Source organism: Shewanella denitrificans OS217, from assembly GCF_000013765.1.
Lineage (GTDB): Bacteria > Pseudomonadota > Gammaproteobacteria > Enterobacterales > Shewanellaceae > Shewanella > Shewanella denitrificans.
This window is the reverse complement of the sequence record NC_007954.1, coordinates 4,221,834-4,245,613: the sequence shown is the minus strand read 5'-3', so window position 1 is coordinate 4,245,613 and position 23,780 is coordinate 4,221,834. Positions and strand designations below refer to the sequence as shown.

At 42.4% G+C, this 23,780-nt stretch carries 6 protein-coding genes; 1 reads left to right on the top strand and 5 read right to left on the bottom strand.

Annotation, left to right across the window (positions count from 1 at the left end; translation table 11 throughout):
• Positions 1-6: 6 nt before the first annotated feature.
• The 5 genes from SDEN_RS18370 to bioH all read right to left on the bottom strand — a co-directional run bounded on the left by SDEN_RS18370 (position 7) and on the right by bioH (position 22,836).
• Positions 7-7,380 carry a non-ribosomal peptide synthetase gene (locus SDEN_RS18370; RefSeq protein WP_011497949.1) on the bottom strand — a complete coding sequence of 2,458 codons (7,374 nt, stop codon included), beginning with the start codon at positions 7,378-7,380 and terminating at the stop codon, positions 7-9.
• Between the two features lie 46 nt (positions 7,381-7,426).
• Complete coding sequence (gene asnB / locus SDEN_RS18365) at positions 7,427-9,292, bottom strand: asparagine synthase (glutamine-hydrolyzing) (protein WP_011497948.1); 1,866 nt, start codon at positions 9,290-9,292, stop codon at positions 7,427-7,429.
• Positions 9,293-9,301: 9 nt separating this feature from the next.
• Positions 9,302-20,458 carry a hybrid non-ribosomal peptide synthetase/type I polyketide synthase gene (locus tag SDEN_RS18360; RefSeq protein WP_011497947.1) on the bottom strand — a complete coding sequence of 3,719 codons (11,157 nt, stop codon included), beginning with the start codon at positions 20,456-20,458 and terminating at the stop codon, positions 9,302-9,304.
• Between the two features lie 998 nt (positions 20,459-21,456).
• Positions 21,457-21,861 carry a DUF1801 domain-containing protein gene (locus SDEN_RS18355; RefSeq protein ID WP_011497946.1) on the bottom strand — a complete coding sequence of 135 codons (405 nt, stop codon included), beginning with the start codon at positions 21,859-21,861 and terminating at the stop codon, positions 21,457-21,459.
• Positions 21,862-22,053: 192 nt separating this feature from the next.
• Entirely contained in the window at positions 22,054-22,836 is a 783-nt protein-coding gene (gene bioH, locus SDEN_RS18350) for a pimeloyl-ACP methyl ester esterase BioH (RefSeq protein ID WP_011497945.1), read from the bottom strand.
• Positions 22,837-22,879: 43 nt separating this feature from the next.
• Between bioH and SDEN_RS18345 the strand changes: the two genes are divergently transcribed.
• Positions 22,880-23,761 (top strand): ComF family protein, encoded by an 882-nt coding sequence (locus SDEN_RS18345; RefSeq protein ID WP_011497944.1) that lies wholly within the window; start codon positions 22,880-22,882, stop codon positions 23,759-23,761.
• The last annotated feature ends 19 nt before the right edge of the window (positions 23,762-23,780 follow it).

Sequence of the window (23,780 nt, the reverse complement as noted above, 5' to 3'; positions counted from 1 at the left end):
AGCTGACTAAATCAGCTCGAAAATAGCTTCAAATATCGATCCGCCAAATACCATAGCTGGGTGTTTGGTTTCACCATTAAGTAAAACAACCAGCTGAACATCATCATGAGCTAATATGGCGGCTTCGTGTCCAAGCATATCTCCTACGTGCCCTAGATGCCCCTCAATGTTGAAAATTCCCAAACCAGCCTGGATATGTTGATCCAGACTCACGTGCGCGGGTAAGTCTATAAAATCCAAGCGCTGCTTTTGCATCTCTTGACTCAAGAGTCGCCCATCGTTGATGGCTGCCTGCCAGGTGAGCAGATCTTCAACAGTAGAAATTAATCCTCCGGCCGCCCAAGTGAAGCTGGTGTCTTTATTGGGTAAAGGATTTAGCTGCTTGTCATGCCCTGATGCTAGGCTTTTCTGACATGCATTATTATCTGCAAAATGAGTGTTTTGTAAACCAAGTGGCGCAGTGATACGGTTAAAAAGCCGCTGTTCAAATTTTTCTCCGGTGACTTTTTCGATAATAAGCCCGAGTAAAATATAACCGCTGCTGGAATATCGCCATTGTGAATGAGTTTCAAGAAGAGGTGGGGTCACTGCAGTATTAAAATAGCGGAGCAGTTCTTCAGGTTCCCATATTTTTTCAGGTTGATTTAGACAAATGTCTTTAAACTCACCATTATTAATATAATCCTCTAGCCCAGAGGTGTGGTTAAGTAATTGTCTGACAGTGATCTTTTTATCTATGCCTGAGTTGTTGATCAAGCTAGGACTTAAGATATCTCCGACTGCTTGGGTTAGTGAGATCTTCCCCTCATCAACCAACTGTAGGATAAGAGTAGCGACAAAAGTTTTTGATAAGCTACCGATCCTGAATTGATGATTTTTAGTTAACTTAGCTTGTGTTTGGGTATTGGAGATACCCCGGCAGCAGATGACAGTTTCTCCGTTAGGAAAGCGCGCACCGAGTACTAATCCAGGTATTTCATATTGTGTAAGAATTTTGTCTATGCCAGTTTGTAGTTTTTGTTCAAACGCCTGCTCTACTTTAGCCATTTTTTTATCGTATTTTAGGTGAATATAATCTATCAACTCCTTGTTGATATGAGCAAGCCACTGCTGAGCTAGATCCGTCGCTAGGCGATTGTTGTTATAATGGAGTTCGATATGAAGTTGACCTCCTCTAATTGAACCAGAAATGTCCATAACATGTTGCAATGGCGGACGTAGAGCGGGTAAATCAAATTTAGCAACATCGACGATTCGGCTCCGCTGACTTTGTCGGTCAAAGGTACCGTAATAATTGAAACTGGCTTGTGGCATTATGTTGCTATACGTTTCAGTTATGCTCTTATTATTGGGTAGATAGTTGAGTACACCATAGCCTAAGCCTTTATTAGGGGCTTGTTGTAATATATTTTTTGTTTTGGCTATATCTAGTAATAAGGGGCAGGGCTTATTTTGCGCCAACACCAAAGGATAAATGCTGGTAAACCAACCCACTGTCCGACTGACATCTAGAGTGTCAAAACATTCCTCTCGGCCATGGTTTTCAATGATAACGGAATACTGGTTTGCACCAAATATATTAGCCATGGCCCTAGCGTGTAGGGTTAACACTAGTTCGTGTACAGCTATGCCTTGGTGGATATTTTGTCTCAATAGTGCCTTGGTTTGTGATTGGCTCAGTACAAGGCTTATGTTGTCTGTATCAGTCTGTTCTTTGCTTGGTGCAAAGCGAAAGGCAGAGTTCAGGGCTTGATCTGTCTGGCACCATAATTCTCGTTCTTGCTGCAATGTTTCACTCTTGCTAAATTTATGAAGTTGTTGTGACCATTGCTGCAATGAACTGGTTTTACTGCCTAGGTCTACTTTTTTTCCGGCGAGTAGCTGTTGGTAGGATTTTTCAATATCATCGAGTAAAATCCACCATGAAACAGTATCGACGATCAAGTGATGAGCAAGAAGAAATACATGGTCATCGCTAGTTTCTGCTTTGAAAATAATGCCTTGCAACAGTGTGGATTTATTGAGCCAGTTTTGGTTGGCTAGTGCGTTCATATGAATAGCCATTAATGTATGGTCAATTTTTTCCAGATGAATGCAATGAAAATCAATAGATATGTTTGGGGTTAATACCTCTTGCCGCCATTGCTTTGAGTCTATGTCATAAACAAATGATGAGCGTAAACTATCATGTTGCTTCATGACCTCTTGCATTGCTTGTTGCAGGGTTGCTTGGTGAATCTTATCAGTAAAGGATAAGAGTGCGTGTTGGAAAAATTTGTTCTTATCCCCTTGATAATGGTTAAAAAACCACTGTTGTATAGGGGTTAGTGGTACTTGCCCTTGAACTTGGATATTGTCTTCTTGCAATGCATAAGTGACGTGTTGACTTAGCTGCTCTATGGTTGGATATTGCAAGATATGGTTAGCTTTTATCTTTAACCCCAATTTCTTTAATTCAGCAACAGTTTGAATCGCTTTTATCGAATCGCCGCCAAGTTCAATGAAGCTTTGTGTTTGATTAATGTGGTTTATATTAAGGATTCTTTTCCAGATACTCGTTATGCTAGCTTCAATGTCCTTGCTATTTGGTAGACTAATTATGCCTCCTTTTTGTTGTTCTGATAGTTGACGTAAGGCGCTGCTGTCCACTTTATTATTGGGAGTCATGGGAAACGTGCGTAAGGCCGTAAAAGTGGAGGGAATCATGTACTTGGGGAGTGTGCTTGATAGTGCTTGGCGGATAATGCTTTCATCATCAGCAACCCCAATATAATAAGCACTCAGGTATTGTTGGCTGGCCTTACCATTGACCAAAACTCGGGCATCTGCGATCTGTTCAAGCTGTAGTAATTGATATTCAATTTCCATGGGTTCTATTCGGTAACCGCGAATTTTAACTTGGTCATCCTTCCTTCCGAGAAATTCAATGTTACCGTCGGCGAGCCTACGGGCAAGATCGCCGGTTTTATACATAGGTAATTCAGGCATATGTGGGTTTTGGGTAAAACATTGCTTGGTTAACCCCGTCTGATTGAGATAACCATGAGAGACACCTAACCCTGAAATGTACAATTCACCGGAAATACCTGCAGGTAATTGCTGCAGGTGAGAATCCAATACATCTAAGCGGAGGTTACTGATTGCTTTACCAATAGGGATCGGTTTGTTATTTTGCTTTAAGTCTGCCCAAGCAGTGGCTGACACTTCAAAAACACTGGCACAGACGGTGGTTTCAGTCGGACCATAAGCATTAATATACCTGACCTTATCCCACCATTTTTCTACCAGAGTGTGATCAGTCGTCGATCCGGCAGTCAATAATGTTTTCAGACTATTCAGGTGCTCAGGGGTCAGTTGTCGGACATAAGTGGGGGGGAGTACAGTTACTGTGACTTGCTGTTGATTCAAATAGTCTTCAAAATCATGAGTATCTAATATTATCTCCTCGGTGATGAGCACCAAAGTACTGCCGCTTAATAACGTAATAAATATTTCAAAAATTGAAGCATCGAATGAACAATTGGCAAACTGTAAAAAGCGATCATTCGCGGTGAGGTTAAGATAAGCTTTAAAATGCTGTGCAAGATTCACGACCCCTAGGTGATGCCCTAACGTACCCTTAGGCTTACCCGTCGAACCTGAAGTATAAATAATATAGGCTAAGTCATTAGTGGCGGGAATTAGCGGGAGGTTGTTACTATCAAAATTGATAATCTGGGGAGCATCGGCGTTTATCCAACAAATATCCTTAAAAATGTGACTTAAATTGTCATCTTCCTTGTTAGTGTTGCTCAACACAAAACTGATACCACTATCAGCAATAATGTATTCCTTTCGTGCTTGGGGATAGCTTATTTCTAGTGGTAAATAAATGGCCCCTAATTTTAAAATAGCTAATGCACTGGTGATCATTAAGGGAGACCTTGGCATATGACAGCCAATGACATCACCTGGTTTGACGCCTAATGTTTGCATATATCTAGCAAGCTGGTTAGCTTGACGGTTAAGGCTTTCATAACTTATTTTTTGTTCGAAAAAAGACAGTGCAATAGTGCTTGGGGCTATTTTTGCTTGATTTTCAAAACAACCGACGATATTAGGCTCATTGATCGGGCTATCATTTGGACGCAAATCATCAATGAGTTGCAGTTGCTGAGCAGCGGTTAATAATGAAATATCAGCCAGTTTGATGTCAGGCTGTGCTAAAACCATTCTGACAATCGTCGTAAAGTGCTGGCCTAAGCGAGAGACAGTTGCTGATGTGAATAGGTCTTCGTCATAAATAATATTACAGTGTAAAAGACCCTCTGATTCTATCCATTTAAGGGTTAAATCATACCAGGGCGTATGTTGTAGTGCTGGCAATTCGGACAAGATGAGTTGTGCATTTTTTTGCTCAATTTGTTCAAAATTTTGTAGCATGAATATAGTATCGAATAAGGGGGAACGGCTCATATCCCTTGGAAGATCTAAGGCGTTAACTAAATCTTCTAGACCATAGGATTGATGGTCGAGTGCATCATTGATATTGTTTGTAGTTTGTCTTAAAAATTCATTAAAGCTCAATTTGTCTTCACATTGACTCCTCAAAGGTAGCGTATTGACAAACATACCCATTAACGGATTCAAATCCGGATGACCTCGCCCAGCAGTGGGGAAGCCGACGACAATATCTTGCTCGTTGGTATATTTAGCTAATAGAACTTGATATATCGACATTAACAATGAGAATAAACTGCTATTTTGATTAATACTCAATTGCTTAAGTTGCTTGGTCATGCCGCTGTCGATAGTGAAGTCTAATTGAGCGCCACGAAAATGTTTTTGCTGCGGACGGGGGAAATCAGTCGGCAGTTCCAGCATCGGAGTGGGATGTGCAAATAGGTCTAACCAATAGTTTTTTTGAGCTATTTGCTTTTTCTGTTGTTGCTCTAATGTTTGCCAGTGACAAAAATCCTGGTATTGGACCGCCAGCGGTGCGGGTTTATATTCTCCCCCAGTTGCGAGTATTTGATAGGCTGACATGAGTTCCTGGCCAAAGAGTCCCATAGACCAAGCATCAAAAATCAGATGGTGGAAGCAAAAATACAAATAATGAGTTTGCTTATCTAGCCTAAAGAGCTTTAAGCGAAATAATGGCGCTTCAGCCAAGTTAAACGCCTGCTGACTGTCGTTGAGCATTATTGTTCTAGCCTGCTTTGCTGCGTCGGGACGAGTAGACAAGTCAATAATGTCGAGTGGGTAATGAAAATCTCCCTTAATGCGTTGTATGGGGCTGCCATTGTCTTCTTCATCAATGACGATACGTAAATTATCGTGGCGACTGATTAAAGCATCAATGGCTTGATTAAACGCCTGGCGATTTAAATCACCTGTTAATTGACAGGCTCCGGGAATCGTAAACTGCCCTTGCTGATCCGCTAGTGTCTCACTGAGCCAGAGACTTTGCTGTTGTCTGCTCAGGGGGTAATATTGTTGTTTGGGTGCCAATGTGATGGCTTGATAATGTGCACCGGTTAATACTGGAAGCTTATCAATATGATCGGCAAGCGCTGAAATTGTGTCATGCTGGTAAAAATCCTGAATGGAGATCTCGATATTTAGCTGACGATACATTTCACCCAGTACTTTCATGACGGCTAATGAGGTGCCCCCTAAGTCAAAGAAATGATGATATTTACTGAGACTAGCTGCCCCAAGACTGGTGCGCCAAATCTCACTGAGTATTAATTCGGTAGGGCTTAGGTCTTGTTCTTCTTCAATGTTAAAGTCATTGAAATACGTGGCTGGATTGGGAAGTGCTTTTTTATCGACTTTGCCGTTGAGCATTAAAGGGAAGCTGCTTAATTTTATCATCATGCTGGGAATGAGATTGGTACTGAGTTTGTCAGCAAGTAAGTCTTTGATCTCATTGGTAGAAATATCTTGATGGCAAGTGTAGTAGCACACCAGTTTGCTAGATTGATCTTCATCTTTGTAGAGATTAATAAAACACTGATCGATTGCGGATAAGTTATGGATGTGACCTTCAATGTCATTAAGCTCAACACGTATCCCGTTGAGTTTAACCTGGCGATCAAGGCGGCCGAGGACTTCGACGCTGTGATTTTCTAGATATCTGCCTAAATCACCCGTTTTATAAATAATATCTTCATTATCTGGGTTGAGTGGATTTTGAATAAAGCTTAAATCTGTCAATGGTTGATCATTAAGGTAACCTTTGCTGCGAAAAGGGGTTTTAATATAAATCTCACCGATATCACCTACTCTACATAAGGTATTATTGGCGAGGATCAATACTGCTGTATTAGCAATAGGGTTCCCGATGGGGATCATTTGGTTTGCTTGTTCAACTGGGCCTTTAAGGCGATAGAACAATTTAGCTAAGGTCGTTTCGGAAGGACCATAAAGATTGACCAATTCTATATCGTTGCCAACCAGTGTTATCCAGCGGTTAGCATCTCGACCAAATAGAGGCTCTCCTGCTAGCAATATATGCTTTAAATGGCTTAATTTTTGTCTATTGTATTCCTGAGTATTGTTATCAGCTTCAAGCTCTGTCATTAACAAGCGAAAAATAGAAGGAACGCAATGGATTAAATTGATATGGCTATTACTTATCCACAGCAACAGGCGTCTGGCATCAAATTGCACTTCAGGCTCAGGAATGCAGCAAACCCCACCGCTGAGCAGTGGCACAAAAATATCTCGTAAGCTGACATCAAACGTAATGGGAGCTAGTTGAGCAATCCGTAGGTGGCTCGATAACGCAAACTCTTTCATTTCCCAATGAATAAAGTGACTGAGGCTTTTATGGCAACCGACGATTGCCTTGGGATCTCCTGTGGTACCAGAGGTAAAAATAATGTAGTTACTGTCCTCAGGGGTCGCAGACATTTGTGGCTCAGTATCTGGGTATGGTTTGTGCAGTAATGCGCCTGAGTCTAGGTGAGTCAATTCAAGTTCACCGGTATTGCCGTAGTTAAATATCTTGATGGTTATGTGTTGCAAATCCAGTGCGGCGAGTGTTTTCTTCAGCGAAAGCGCCAACTCCTTAGTGGTCATTATTAGGCTAGGTTGTGCCTTGCGTAAAATATCACCAAGGCGTGCGTCAGGCTGTTCTGGGGATAAGGGTAAAAAGGCTTGATCGCTTTTGAGAACAGCTAATACCCCTAAAATATATTCAATACTTTTGGGCAAGAACAAGCCAACGGGTGTGCCTATTTGATGGCGAGTATCACTAATGTGATAAGCAAGGTTATTGGCATAAGTGTTGAGTTGTTGATAACTTATCTGGCGCTGACTTTCAACAATGGCGGTTTCATTTGGAAATAAACTTGCCGTTTCAGCGAATTTTTTGTGAACAAAATACTTAGTCATGATTTCCTACCTGAAATAAAAATATGATGGACTGAAAATATACTGCTTATGACTCAACAAACTCGCGAAGTAAGATACCTGTGGTAATAACCACCATTAGAAAGTCTGTTTCGAAAGTTTGATTGATGTCATGGGCCCCCCTGATGGCACTATTAGTCAGTCTTTCTACGGTATCGGGATTAAAAATCCCTTGGCGAGTAATGGTGGCTCTACTGAGCATGTCCATAATCCATTCGGGTTTATTTTTCAGAAGAAAAGGGCTACCAGGGGCTACAAAAGAAAATTTCTTGCGTCGTATAATGGACTCAGGCACCGTTTTAGTTGCGAGTTGTTTTAGCAGGTATTTTTCATTGCCGTTTTTTAGCATCAACTCTGGAGGTATCGTGCGAACAAAATTAATTAAATCAATATCAAGAAATGGATATCTGGCTTCCACCGAATTAGCAAATGTGACTCTGTCTCCATGATCGGCTAATAAGTGATCGGCGATACGTAATTTAAAATCAACATAAGAGCGCTGATGAGTGGGATGACGATTGGCTATCCGTGCAGGGTTAATTATGGGCTGGGAAGTACAGTGTTGCCTAAGCAAAGCGGCGTTGGTATCAGCCGAATAAAGTGAGCTCTTGAGAGTATGAAACTCGTGATAGTTCTTTTCGTAGAAAAAGTTTTCATCTCCCCATAGCGTTTTTCTGGCTTGTTGTTCCAGCATAAATTCAAGGTCAAAGGGTTCTTCTTGTCCGCGTGATTGCTGGGCCAGACGATAACCCACATATCCCGCAAACAGTTCGTCAGCACCTTCACCAGTTAATACTGCTTTTATTCCTTGTTGTTGAACCATCTGTGATAACGCTAGCGAGCAGGTATTATAGGACTCTTTTAAGGGGGATTCGGCTGCGATAACAGCCTGAGTCAAGCGTTGGTTAATTTGCTCATAATCAAAAATCTGTTCATGATGGTTTGAATGTATTTGGTTAACCACTTGCTGTTGATATTGGCGTTCGTCAATATCCGCACGGCCAAACCCAATGGCAAATGAGTTGAATACTTGCTGGGGGTCCATATCGTGGGCCAGTGTGGCGATAAGTGATGAGTCTAGGCCACCGCTCAAATAAAACCCCACAGGAACATCAGCATGCAAGCGTGTTTTTATTGCCTGACGTAGTAAATGGTCCAGCTTTTCAACGTAATATGCATCAGTGTGAGGTTGAGTATTAGGGTTATTCTCAGGGTAATCCAGATCCCAATATTGCTCAATCTGCATGCCTTGCTTATCTACTGTCATGACATGACCGGGCGGCAAGCATTTAACGTCACTAAAAATGGTTCTTGGGCTAACCATACCTGGAAAGGTGACAATTTGATCTAGGCTGATTAAATCAATGCTACGACTGACGTCAGCACTGTTTAAAAGGGTTTTTATTTCAGAACCAAATAACAATGTATTATCTTTATAATGATAATAAAGTGGAGCAATACCAACATGATCTCTGGCTAGGATAAGTTTTTGCTGCTTGACGTCGTGTAAAGCGATAGCAAACTGGCCGTTAAGTCTGTTAAGAAAATTGATACCGTATTCTTCATATAAGTGCGGTATCACCTCGCAATCCATTTGCGAGCGAAAGCGATGCCCGCGTTTAATTAAATCATTTCTAAGTTCCTGATAATTAAAAATCTCACCATTGACGACACAAGCAATACTTTCATCCTCGTTAAAAATAGGTTGGTTACCCAGCTTCAAATCAAGAAAAGACAAACGTCTGAAACCAAAGCAGGCTTGCTCGCTGGCATACAAGCCCAGATCGTCAGGTCCTCTATGAACAATGCTTTGAGTCATTCTTTTTAATAGTTCAATATCAGCATGTTGGCCGGCTTGAACATCTTGCATAAAAATCCCTGTAATTCCGCACATATTACTTCCTTAAAATTCTTCGTCTATGGCGAGAGCGGCATCTAAAAATTCAGCTTGGGCTTGTTGTTCTCTTGTGCTGAGCAAGCTTTGTTTTAATTCTCTGATTGTGCGCTGAGGCTGTTCCAATATTTGTGAAATTAACTGGATCAACTGATCCTTCATGGTCGTGATGCTTGCTTCATCTAGCAGCTGATTGTTATATTCGATCACCAGTTCGAGGGCGTCACCCTTGACCAGCATAATATTGAGATCTGCTCGGCTAGTGGTGGCAGTTTCTAGGATCTTGTTAAAGCGCAATCCATCTAATTGGTAATCTGAGTAACTTTGATATTCCATCACATTTAGGATGATGCGATAAAAATCGCTAATCGTTCCTTCTATTAGATCAATCTCTTCTAGTACTTGCTCAACGGGATAGAGCTGGTGTTGCATTATGTTGTGCAATTGAGTCTTTGTGGTATTAAGCAAGTCAGCGAAACTGAGCGCGGGGGTTAGCGCTTGTCTCAATAAAAAGGTGTTTAAGTAAAATCCGACTTGTGACTGTAACTGTGGCAATTGGCGATCTGCGATGGGTGTGGCATAAATAATTTCATCAGTGGCACAATAATGACTGAGTAGTACACTGGTCACCGAAGCAAAGAAGGTGTAGAGACTGATGCTATTATGTCGGCAGTAGTCTTGCATTGCATTGGCCATCGTTTCATCTAGGATGCTCCGGTGCCAATGTCCGCTATACCGATCTCTGTTGCTGGCATTAGGCAATAACATGGGGCGATTAACCCCTGCCAGTTGTGCTTGCCAGAAGGCTTTATCGTTCAGTGCTTGAGCTGTGTTAAGCACCTTGTTGTGCCAAGCGGCATAATCTTTATATTGAATGACTAAAGGCTGAAGAGTCGGTGCTTGCTGCCGGCGATAGCAAGTATAGAGTTCGGATAATTCTTTTAAAATAATGCTGTTTGACCAGCCATCACAAATAATATGATGGGCATTAAACATTAATACTTGGGCCGGTGTTTCACTGCTTAGTTTAACCACAGTGATCTGAAATAGAGCATCGGTTTCTAAGTTAAAATGATGTTGTGCTAACGCCAAATACAGTTGGTTAAGTGCAGGGGAGTTAATGGTGATTGCTGCAGGTTCGAGCAAGGTTAATGGCAGTTCGATATCTGAATGTATGAGTTGTTTAGGTTCTCCTTGGGTAAAAATAAAATTAGTGCGTAACGATTCATGTCGACAGATCAACTGAGAAAAGGCTTGTTTGAAGGATGGGATGCAGAGTTCACCTTCAAGTAAAAATGCGGCATGGACATTATAGGCAACACTTTGTTCTTTGATCTGAGAGACTAACCACAACCTTTTTTGTGCACTGGATAAGGCATAGTAAGCTTGCGGCTTTATGGGTGAGATCTCAATCAATGATTGCTCATTGGTCGTCAGCCATAAATCGAGGGCGGCGATATTTGGGTATGCAAAGATTTCATTGATGGATACTGGGGTTGAAAACTTCTGTGATAGTGCAGCACTAATTAGCATGGCTTTGAGGCTATGCCCTCCGAGCGCAAAGAAGTCATCGGTTAAGCCCATCGATGGTATTTGTAAATGTTGTTGCCAAACATCAAAAATGACTTGCTGAGATGCGGATAATTTATCTGTTGTAGTCGTGATGCCGGAGGACGTCTTCTCGTGGCTGTTAAGCAGTTTGTTAATGTCGAGTTTACCGTTGGCGTTCGTTGGAAAATGTACGACTTCAAGATAATGGCTGGGACATGTATAGGAGGGTAAATGCTCGGACATGAACTTTCTGAGCTCTGTCACTGTTACAGGTTCACGACTTTGGTAGTAGGCAACTAATTCATTACCACTCTGATTTTGTTTGTTGATCACTGCCGCACGTTGTACTTTGGGGTGTTGCTCAAGTACATTGATGACCTCTCCAAGCTCTACCCTGTACCCCCTGATTTTTACCTGATCATCAAAGCGGCCATTAATGTGCACCTCATTATTAATAATAACGCCGCAATCTCCTGTTTTATACACACGTTTGTCTGGTGAGAGGGGCAGAGTGATAAATTTAGCTTGTTCAAGATCGTCATGGTTTAAGTAGCCCAGGGCTAGGCAATCTCCTTCAATACAAATTTCACCATGCTCACCATCGGCTACCACAATATTATTTTGGTCGAGTATATAAACCTTACAGTTAGCTATGGGCTGACCAATACTCATGTTGTGACGGTATTGCTCAAACGTTGCGGCATTAAACTCACGTGTGATACAACCGATAGTGGCTTCTGTCGGACCATAATGATTAACAAATACGGTTTCTTTGAAGCATTGCAAATAATTGGCGACATCATCAGCTCTGAGCTTTTCACCGCCGAGTATCATTAATCGAAGTGTTAACCCTAGTGCGGGGGTGAAGTCATGGTGATTGACTAAGACTTGAAACAATGAAGGGGTCATTTTGATAAAAGTTAGGTGTTGCTGCGCAATATAATGCAGTACGAAGCTAATATCCTGCCGAGCACCCTTATCGAGTAGATGCAAAGAGGCGCCAGACAGTAAGCAACCCCACATAGAGGTATAGCCTAAGTCAAAAGCATATGAAGACAGTAAAACACTGCTATCCATATGGTTTATAGCGTATTTTCCAGTAAGCCAGCGACAATAGTTCATCAGTGAGCTATGGCTTATTTTAACGCCCTTGGGTCGGCCAGTGGTACCGGAGGTATAAATAATATAGGCCAACGTATCAGCTGTTATTGCGGTTACAAGTGGCTGCTGACTGAATTCGGCGTAATCTACTCGGTTTAGATCGCAACGTGAATAAAAGTCTTGCTGAGAGAGATGGGATTCAGTGAGTAGCACTTTAGCCGCGCTATCTTTAAGGATGTAATTAACCTTTTCCCTTGGAGCATCAGGATCAATGGGGATATAACAGCAACCGAGTTTTAATACCGCAATTAATGCTGAGATCAGAAAATCACCTGACTCAACTTGAACGGCAATGCGCTCTTTGGGGCAAATATTATATTGCTCTTTAAGCATGTGGGCCAATTGGTTGCTTTTCAGGTCTAGCTGCTTATAGCTGATTGTCTTATCTTGATATTTTACCGCAACATGGTTGGGGTAACGTTTTGCTACAGCATTGAAACGCTCAATTAAGTGAGCGCTTTCAGACCAATCAAGCAGCTGTTCAGCTTCGAGTTCAGCAGGAATATCTACGGAGATTGGCAGAATATGCTCAAGTTTTTGCTTGGGTGATTGTAATACCTTGTCCAGCAACAACAGGGTTAAGTCTCCCCAATTGGCAATGGTCGCTAAATTAAACAGATTTTGATTGTAATGAAAATTAATGCTCAGTTGTTGTTGCTGTACGATAACCTCAAAGGAAAAGTCATAAACACTCCCTTTTTGAGCCAATGTTTGTGGGATAAATTCAAGCTCAGGGATGGCCAGCACTCGATCGTCTGCTTGTTCAAACACAAAACTGACATCAAATAATGGATTACGGCTTCTATCACGGCGCATGCCTGATTGTTCAAAGTGTTGTGAAACTAGCTGATCAAAAGGATATTCTTGATGGGCATACACTCCTAGACAATTTTCTTTGACACTTTGTACTAAATCTTCGAAGGTATAGTGGTTGTCGAGGCGATGTTTGTACACCACTGTATTGGTCAGCATACCCACTATGTGATTAAAGCCTTTGGGTTGACGCAATGCCACCGGAGCACCAATGATAGTTTCATTATTGCCCGTGAGTCTGCTGAGCAGTAGGTGGCAACCGCTGAGCAATAACATATATAGAGATACATTTAATTGTTTAGCCAGTGAGGTTAATTGCGCCGTTTTTGCTGGTGATAAAGAAAATGAGTGGGTATGACCGTTGAAGGTTTGCTGTGTAGGTCGTTGATGATCCAGTGGTAACTGTGTGGTCTGTGTATAATTGGCAAGGTTATGTTGCCAATACTGACGGTCTAACTGGAATTTAGTTGAAGTCAAATAGTCCGTTTCCCAGTTGACAAAATCTTCAAACTGACTTGGAGTCGCTAGCGTCGTATCGCTATTGTTGTTATAAGCACTGATAAACTCTTGAAACAGAATGTTAGCGGAGTAACCATCGGCAGCAATATGGTGGATATCGAGCATAAAGACATGCTCATTGGGCGCTAGGTTGACTAATTTCGCCCTTAGCATGGCGTCATTTTTTAGATCAAAAGGCCTGAAAAAATGGTCACTTGACTGAGCTAAGGTTTCTGCTGTTGCCAGTTCAAGGCGGGGAGGGAGCTCAGGGTGAACCACGCGGATAAATTCACCCTCTAACAGCTCAAAGGTTGTCCTAAGACTCTGATGACGCTGAGATAATAATGTTAACGCCTGTTGTGCCCTGTTAGCATCAATGGGGCCATTAATTTTTGCAATATACGATAGGTGATAAGCTTGCTCTGCTCCCTTAAGGCTATTGAGTGTAAACAGACGTTTTTGTGCAGAGCTCATTAAAGAGTGCTGCTGACTGGATTTACGCAGCGACTCCTTCGGGGGTAAGGGCGAAGTTGTAGTGGTAAAGGTAAATCCACCCTGTCTAAGTTCGTTAATACTATCGATGACGGCAGTGATAATATTGTCGATATCTACTCGAGTGTGGCAAGTGGACATAAAACAGATCCGACGCTCCCAAGTGTAAATGCCTTTGGTCATCATCAGATAAAAGAATAGATCCATTTCAATGGGTTGCAACGCCAGTGCATAGCGCCCAAAAGATTCAAAGCGGAATATGGGGCCACAGCACTTGACTTCAATTGGCACTTGGTTAGCAGCGAAATAATCATTAAGTCGAGTTACCAGTGACAATGTAAGGGCATTAGTTTGCTGGTATAACAGTGCTCCCTTAGCTTTTATTTCTAATAATACAGATTTTGCAGCTGCCAATGCCATTGGATGATTTGCAAAAGTTCCAGCGATAAAAGTCGCGGTAGTTTGAGGAATTGAATCGTCCTGATACTGCCAGAGACCTCCATCGATCACATCCATAAAGCGACGTTTTCCAGCGACAATACCTATGGGTAAGCCGCCGCCAATGATTTTTCCGTAGGTGACTAAGTCGGCTTGAATATCAAAAAATGCCTGGGCGCCACCGGGCTGTAATCTAAACCCTGTAATTATCTCATCGAAAATAAGCACGGTATCTGATGCTGTAGTTAGGGCTCTGAGCTGTGCTAGAAACGTCTTGGGTTGCAGCGCTGGATTGCGACTCTGTACTGGCTCGACCAAAACGGCAGCGAGTTCGGTTCCCAGCTGCTCAATGATCTCCAGTGCTTTGGGATCCCCATAAGTGAGTACTATCGTATCTTGCACTGAGCCCAGAGTTATTCCTGGGGTGGTTGGATAGCTGCCTTGTTCATCATTTTCTGCCAGTATGGCATCATAAATACCGTGATAGGAGCCAGAAAACTTGACTATCTTAGTGCGACCAGTCTGGGTTCTGGCGATACGCAGTGCTAGCATTACCGCTTCTGACCCAGTGTTACAATAGGATACGCGGTCAACACCGGTTATTTCTTTGAGCAGCTGAGTGACGTCGCCTAGTAATGATGAGTGCGGGCTCAGTACAAAACCTTTGTCCATTTGCTGTTTGACTGCATCGATAACAAATTGTGGTTTGTGACCAAAGAAATGGACACCATAACCGATGGCCAAATCAATATACTTGTTATTATCAATATCCCATAAATAGGCTCCCTCGGCTTCATTTGACACAAGGGGATAAAGAACTTCTTTGAGTGTTTTACGAAAATTAAGACTTGTCAGATAATGAGCAAAATCACCTTTGTGATCCTGACTGAAGGCCTTGGACTTTGCGGTTTTTATGCAATATTCGCTAATTAACTGGTTAACGAAGGCTTGCTGTGGATCTGAGAGTTTATCCTCACTAAATTTTGTTAACCTGAAATTGGTTTCAGGATAAGCCGTCCTTGGTGACGGCGGTATTGCTTGGGATGGCTCTGAATTTGTAATGTTATCCTTGCCGAGATAATTCAGTTGTGCTTGGCATATCGCCTGTACGGTTTGAAGCTGCTGGCTCAATAAATTCGCAATGTCATTATCTGGGGTGACTGGATTCGATAATGAGACGTGCTGTAGTTCATCTGGTTGCCGTTGTTGAGTGTTAAATGGTTCTGGTTGCAGGGTGACCCGTTCAGACAAATAGTGGTGCAGCTTTTCTCCACTGCTGCATTGGTCATAAAAAGAGGCCAACGGGATGTCAATGCTAAACTCTTCAAAAACCTCATTTTTTAATCTGGCTAGCATGAGGGAGTCTAGCCCTAAATTGAGAAAGTCCAGATGTTGTTTTTGCTGGTCGAGTTTGATGCCTGAAATACCTTCAATCAATCGAGCTAGAGAATTTATGATCCCCACAGAAGGTAATGATATCGGTTTCAGAGGCTGGGTATTGTCCCGTGACCTTGTAGGTTGCGTCGAGGTGCTCTCTAGGGCATCAGCATGTATCGGGAACGTTGTTTTCTCAAATCCATAATAGGGAAGATCAATAATTTTGCCTAATGGATGAGACACCATGGCCTTCCAGTTCACAGGATAATGATGGACATATAAATCAGCTAAAGTCTGATAAAAAGTATCCAGTGATGGCTTAAGCGCTCCCCGTTGGCTGGCAAGATTAAGCAAGTCTGAGTGTGATTTTAAGGTTTTCGCGGCGAAAGCAGATAGCGTTGCAGTGCCTCCTATTTCGACAAAAGCATGACAGCCATGTTTGGATAGGGTGTCGAGTCCGGCACTAAAGGTGATGGTATCGCAAATATGAGTGAGCCAATAATCTTTATGAGTGATTTCACTGTGTTTACCCGGAGTCGTCAGAAAGCCAGTCAAATCACTGACGATCGGTAATTTCGGAGGATGCAGTGTTACTTCATCGAGAACGTGACTAAAAGGCTCCAGTACGGATTGCATTAAGGGTGAATGGAAGGCGTGAGAGACCTTCAATTCTCGATAAGGAAGCCCCAAGTCTATCATTGCCTCAATGATAAGATTGATCTCTGCGATACTGCCACTCAAAGTGACATCAACAGGGCTATTAATTGCTGCAATCGCAACGCTATTACCTTGTTTTGTGACTAGGTCCTGAATAATCGAAATTGGCGCGGCAACAGCGACCATGGCGCCCTGGAGTTTGACCTTGCTCATTAATAGTGCCCGGTTAGCGACTAAATGAACCGCGTCTGGGAGGGTTAATACCCCAGCCGCTAAGGCTGCGGTATATTGTCCTATACTATGTCCTAATACGTACTGGGGTTTAATGCCGAAATCTTCGAATAATTTTATCAGTGCATAACCGATAGAAAAAATGATGGGTTGTGCATATAACGTATTATCAATTAATTCAGAGCCGTCTTGATATAATACGTCTTCAATAGACTTATTGAGATAAGGGGAAAATAGCTGGGCACATTCAGCTAAGGCTATATTGAAAACTGAAAAATGTTGATGAAGCGCTTTCGCCATATTGAAGTATTGCGATCCCTGTCCTGTAAAAATAAAAGCGATATTTCCTGGGTTTTCTGTTGGCGCAGAGTGGTAAGTGTCATGGGTTAATTGCGCTAAAAGTGATGCGTTATCGCTACCCACTACCGCCAAGCGGTAGGGGTAATCTTGCTGGTTACGCTGGCTGACCGTCGTAATGTCCTGAGTGCTATGCTGGCTATGGCTTAAAAAATCGATATATTGATTTTTACAATGATGTAAACTCGTTAGAGTTTTGGCTGTTAGTATCAATATTCCGGCTTTATCATCTTCAATATCAATCGCTTCAGATATAGGATTGTTTTGTAGAATAAGATGTGAGTTGGTACCCGACAGACCAAAAGAGCTGATACCACAAGTGATTTTTTGGGTATTGTCCAGCGAGTGGTGTTCACTTAATGGCTTAAGGGGGATTTTGTCCCAGGGCACTAGCTGATTATACTGGTTTAAATGTAAGTTTTTCGGAACAATACCGTGCTCCATTGACAAGATAAGTTTAATTACTCCTGCGATACCCGCAACCGCTTCCAAGTGGCCAATATTTGATTTTATAGATCCTACGGGTAAGGGATTGTTAGCGGCACGCTGTTCAAAAATGTTGCTTAAGGCATTAAGCTCCTGAGGGTCGCCGAGCTTAGTGCCGGTTCCATGCGCCTCAAGATAGTGAATATCATGAATTCCCACCTTTGCTTGAGCCATAGCATCACAGATAACTTGCTGTTGTGCTAATCCATTAGGTACAGTCAGACCACTGCTTTTTCCGTCGTGATTGACTGAAGAACCAGCAATAATCGCGCGAATAGAATCGCCATCTCGCTGTGCATCCGATAGACGTTTAAGCACTAGCATTGCGCAACCTTCACCACGGCCGTAACCATTGGCACTGTCATCGAAAACTTTACATTTTCCATCATCAGAAAGTGCATTAACCCTACTAAGGCTAATATAACCTTGTGGCGTTAGTATTAAATTGACGCCACCAACCAGTGCCTGATCAGCTTGCCCGGTTAGTAAGCTGGTACAGGCAAGATCCACAGCCACTAAGGATGAGGAGCAAGCTGTATCTAAGGTAAGGCAGGGGCCCGTTAATCCGTAATAATAAGAAATACGACCTGAAGCGATACTGGCGATGTTGCCGGTTAAGCTATGTTCTTTTAACGTTGAACTGCGATTTTGTTCGAAGGACTGATGAGCAAAATCACTGTTTGCCATAGCAATGTAAACTGCAGTTTTTGAACCATTAAGGCTTTCATTTCTAATACCAGCATTATCAATGGCATGCTGACTAACGGTGAGCAGTAAACGTTGCTGAGGGTCCATTACTTTGGCCTCAACGGGTGTGATACCGAAAAAACTGGCATCAAACTCATTAACCTGATCAAGAAAATAACCTTTTTGGGTTTTTATACTTCCAGGGGTATTTGCTTGATCATAATATGATTTATTGCACCAGCGGTCGCTGGGTATCTCTGAACAAAGGTCTTTACCTTCATAAAGATTATTATAAAAAGTTTCGTTTGATTGCTGACTTCCTGGGAATTGACCTGCAAAACCGATAATTGCAATGGCCTCTTTTTCTTGGTGGATTGATTTACTCTCTGGAAGTTGCAAGTTTTCGGGTGGCTTCGTTTGAGCTTTGACTTGTTCTAGTAGGAAGTTTTCGAGTTGTGTGAAGGTTGGGTAATCAAAGAAGCACGATACAGGTATCTCGATGGCTAATGTCTCTTGCAGTACGGCATGAAACTCAACCACTTTTAGCGAATCAACACCATGATCTGCTAATTTATCATGATAATTTGTTACCTGATAACCGAGTAATTTTGTTAGTGTTGTGTGTAAATAATAGTGAAGTGTTTCGTCACTCATTGGTGGCAATTGTGAGCTTGACTGGGTTTGTTGCAGTTGTTTTATCTCATTAAGTATGGGCTGATAATCACCATTAATGAAATTTTGCTGAAGTTGGAAGCGCTGAACCTTTCCACTAGTGGTTTTAGGTATATCGTTAATGGGGACCAAGGCATGAATACTCAGTCCCATACTGGTTTGTAGATAACGTCTAAGCTTGTCGGCTACGTTTGTAAACTCATCAAGATTTTGTTTATAACGTATAAATATAACCAGTTGTTCTATATTGTTTTTATTTAAGCAAACGCTGCAGGCAACAATATTGCGCAATTGTATTTCAGGTATGTGAGCACACATTTGTTCAATGTCATGAGCATAAATATTTTGGCCATTGATAATAATCAAATCTTTGGCACGCCCCGTGATAGTTAGCTGCTGGTTGTTGATGAAGCCTAAATCACCTGTGTTAAGCCAGCCATCTGGGTGTAGTACTCTGCGTGTTTCCTCCTGGTTATGAAAATAGCCGGAGGTAACATTTGCTCCTTTTATGTGGATTAACCCTATGTGGTTGTCCGGTATATCCTTGCCAGCAGCATCGGCAATTTTAATCGCGCATTCGTCAATCGCAGTGCCTACCTCAATAAAGGTAATGGCATCAGGGTTATCGGGCCTGACATGAACAATTTCTTGTTGAAAATTAAGCTTAGTGCGATCAAGGTAGTGGGCTTTTATTGGGGCGCCTGGTTTTGGGACCGAGACTCCAACACTGGCTTCTGCAAGCCCGTATACTGGATACATGCTATTGTGAGCTAATCCATAAGGGGCCATAGCGGCAAGAAATTGCTTAGCTAAGGTGAGTGAAATAGGTTCGGCACCATTAAATATGACCCTGACGCTTGATAGATCCCAGTCCGGTTGACGCTTTTTCATTGACAGTAATAGTGCATTTAAACCGTAATTCGGGGTAAATAACATAGTGCCTTGATGCTGTGATGTTTTATCCAGCCATAATAAAGGTCTTCTGATAAATGTGCGGGTATCAATCAGCACTTGTTTGATGGCGAGTAAGGTCGCGGTTAAATGAACCGCAATCAGTCCCATGTCATGGGTTAATGGCATCCAGCTGATCATGACATCCTTGATTGTCGTCTCTGAACAGTTTGCAAGAGCTTTGGTATTGGCTACCAGATTTTTGTGGGTTAATACCACACCTTTAGGTTGGCCAGTAGAGCCTGAGGAGAATTGAATAAAGGCGGTATCATCGGGGTTAACATCGCAGATAAGGCTAGAAAGGTTTTTATCGGAATTCACTGGTAGCAAAGACAGATCAAGTGCTTTATCTCTTATTTTAGCAAAGTCACTTTGTGATCCTGTACGTTGAGAATATTTTTCAAGATTTTCCAGTAATATGGGAGAGTCAAAACATAAGGTGGGATTATTAAAAAGTGCCCAGACGGAAAACACTTTTTTTAAACTGTCATCTTTGGCGCCAACAGAAATTGGCACAGGGATTATCCCCCCCAGAATACACGCCCAAAAGGTTGTCGTAAAATGTTGAAGACCTTCTAATTGGAAAACTAGCTGATCCCCTTTTCGTAAACCTAGATGATTAAGGTGTGCTAATAATTGTAATGACTGGCTATAGAGTTGTCGGTAATCAGAAGTGACTTCATCACTACTATTGTTGCAGTATATTAATTGCTGTTTGCTATTTTTATGGGCAAGCAGGGTATCGACTAAAGTCGTAATTTTATTAAGTGATGCCTTACCGTTCTTGTTAGTCAAAATTAATATCCTATATTATTTAACTGAGCAGATAACTGAGCTGATAACTGATACCTGATAGGTAGGGGGTCATGATTCACATAGATTACAATCTAAATATTTCAATTTTAGTTTTTGATTATTTAGAGGCCTAGAACCTTTATCATCTGGCCTTCAGCAGAATGAAACCCCACATTGTCATAACTCAAATAACGGTTGAATTCTGCAGAAACATGCTCTTCGAGCACATGTAACACAACACTTTCATATTCTAGTATTAAATGCGGTATAAATACGTCCTTCCTCCGTATGAAACGTAGCTTAATATATAAGCAAAAAGTGACGGTTATCTTGAAAAACACCGAATGTGTTGATGGTGAGATATAAAATTTTCTAGTTCACTAAGTGAAACTCGTTTAGGATGGCCGTTCTGGCAAGGAAGTAATAAAGTCGACGTGAGTAGGTGTAGAGCCTGAACCGATGAGTTATACCAATCGTATTAATTATCTGGTCATTCAGCGGGAATTCAAAGGGGATTCAAAGGGGATTAATCATGGCAGAGGCTTGAAGGCATAGTGGTGCTATTTAAAAAGTCTTCAGCGCAGAGAAATCCCCTTTTAAACCAGCATCTTGGGAGCGTATCAAACGTTCCTCGTCATCGTTGCATTAATTTGAAAGGGAATAACCCTTACTGCATTAATGCGCCTTGAATTGAAAAGCTTGAGGCGCTCTGATAGATCAAATAATTAATGTGATTGCTATTAAAGCGGGGAGAGCGAAGAGAATAGGATGTCATAGCAATAGCTTTATTATTTAACGGTATACTAGTATATAAAAGAGTCCACCCCACAATTTCTATTTGTGCTGGAAGCGTTTCATTTTATGCGCGAGAGCGGAGTATCTTGAATATATATCACTAAACTAAGTGTGTTCTTGTTTAAACAGTAATAGATTGGCAAAGATAACAGCAATGAAAATAATATTGGATAGTCCATGTTTTACGTCCTCGTTGTGTTTTTCTAGGCACCCAAAAGTGGCAAGTGCTTTATCTTTCGATAGGTCATGGCTAAGGTGATGCAGTGCTTTAATTGTGGTTCAGGAAAAGGCCCGTTAATAGTGAGTATGATGGCGCGATTTCCTTCGAAGAACAGGGCGTCAGGGTATAACTCACGAAAGGTATCGACCAACTTGGTTTGGCAATGGAAAAAGAGGCAATAGTGTTCTGGGTTTGCCGCCTTCCAATCCATGCGTATGGGGCTGCCCATTTTCACACTATAGCTCAACTCACCCCATTTTAAGTTTTCCACCACAGCACCTAAGGCGAGTTCACTCGCGACTTGAAATATGAGTTCTCTGAGCCGATGTAGACAAGGGTGAACCCTCTCAGGATAGCTGGCAAATTTATCTTGAACATCCTTTTCCATGGCAAAGCCTCCTAATTTAATATTTCACAATGGCTGGTATCTACATCATTCGCTTTGACATCCTATCTTTGAAACAAGAGTTAAGCACTTTTTTTACCTTTATAGTGGTGTGCGGCATGACTCAGCTTTTTAGCTGTTGTGTGGGTAATAAAGCGGTTATCGAATGCCCTTTATGTTCACATGCTGTTAAAGTTATTGTTGTTTCGCTAACCAAGTGAGTAAGTGCTGACTGAACTCTTGCTGGTGAGAGATAAAGGGGGCGTGGGAGGCCTTGTGTTGAATGACATCCTCTATCTGTGAGCCATGTGGCAAGTGAGCTTGGATTTTTTGTGGTACTAGGCCATCCAAACGACCCCAAAATCTTAACCATGGCTGGCTGATTTTAGCTAACTCTTGGCGTAAATCCACTTGAGCCAGCATGGCGAGCCCCTGCTCCAGTGCTTGAGCTTGCGGCAGTGGCTTATCTAGTAGCAATTGCTTTAATTCTGTTAAATCTTGCTTCATGGTATCGCTGCCCATGGCCTGAATGGCTAAGAACCTGTCTAAGGTTTTTGGCAGATTGCTGCCCAATTGACTGGAAAATTGCGCCAGTACTTTGGGGGCAATACCGGGCCAGTTTTCGATCTCTCTGGCCATAAAACAGGGGGAAGAGGCAACAGTGACCAATGCTCTCACCTTATCTGGATAACTAATGGCGGCTTGTTTCGCCACTAAACCGCCTAATGACCAACCCAGCCAAATCGCGCTTGAAGGAAGGGCGGACACTAAAGCCTCGACCCAAGCGTTAATGTCCCCGTCAATGCTCGGGCTGTGGCCAAAACCAGGTAAATCCACATAATGGACTCGATAATCGGCTAACTCATGCTTAAGTGATGAAAATACTGCGTTGTTGACCCCCCAACCGTGGAGTACGACTAAATCTGCGCCTTGGCCTTGTACCTCAACATGTAGCTTGGCTTTATTCACATTGTTCATCTGCTATCTTTCATTTATGAGTGGGCCACAAGGATTATGATGTATGCGAGCATGGATAACCAAGCTGCTAGCGTCAATCTCTACAATCCCTAAGCAAGTGCAGGCTAGTTTACCTAACCGCTGTTTGTTGTGCCATCAAAGCATAGATAATACCGGACAAGCGCCCCGGCAGCTGCGGTTCTCGGGTTTGTGCAAAGTGTGTCTTGAAGCATGTCTATATCATGAACCCCATTGCCTAGGTTGCGGCAAAACCTTAGTGGAACCCAGTCATTTAACCACTGCGTCTTTAGCCCCTTCCTCTTTAGCCACTTCCCCTTTAGCCACTTCCTCTTTAGCTCCAGGGCAGTTAACAGCAGGTGCACAATCAAACATCTATTGCGGCCAATGCCTAAAGACAGTGCCGCTTAAAGTGATTGCCCCTGCCAGTTACCATCATGGTCTTGGCCCTGTGGTGGCTGCAATAAAATATCAGCAGCAATTGGCACCCTTGAAGGTGCTGGTCGGGGCGCTGGTGAGCCGAGTGAATCAATTAGTTGAGCAGAAATTAATAATATTGCCGCAAGTCTTGTTGCCTGTGCCCTTACATCCTCAGCGATTAAAGCAGCGGGGTTTTAATCAAGCTTGGTTGATTGCCAAAGAGATAAGCGTGCAGCTTAATATTCCCCTCGATGCCAATGTGCTTAAGCGAGTGGCAGACACTCAACCTCAGGCAGGGATGACAGGCAAGCAAAGGCGAAAAAATTGCCATAAAGCCTTTGAATTAGTTAATCATATACCTTATCAGCGCGTCGCCTTGGTGGATGATGTGCTAACCACAGGCACAACGGCCAATGAAATCGCCAAATTGCTTAATAAACAAGGCGTTTATGTGGATGTTTGGTGCCTAGCCAGAGCGGAAGCCCCCAGCCTTAGAGGACAGGATTAACCTGATAAGGCATAGAATA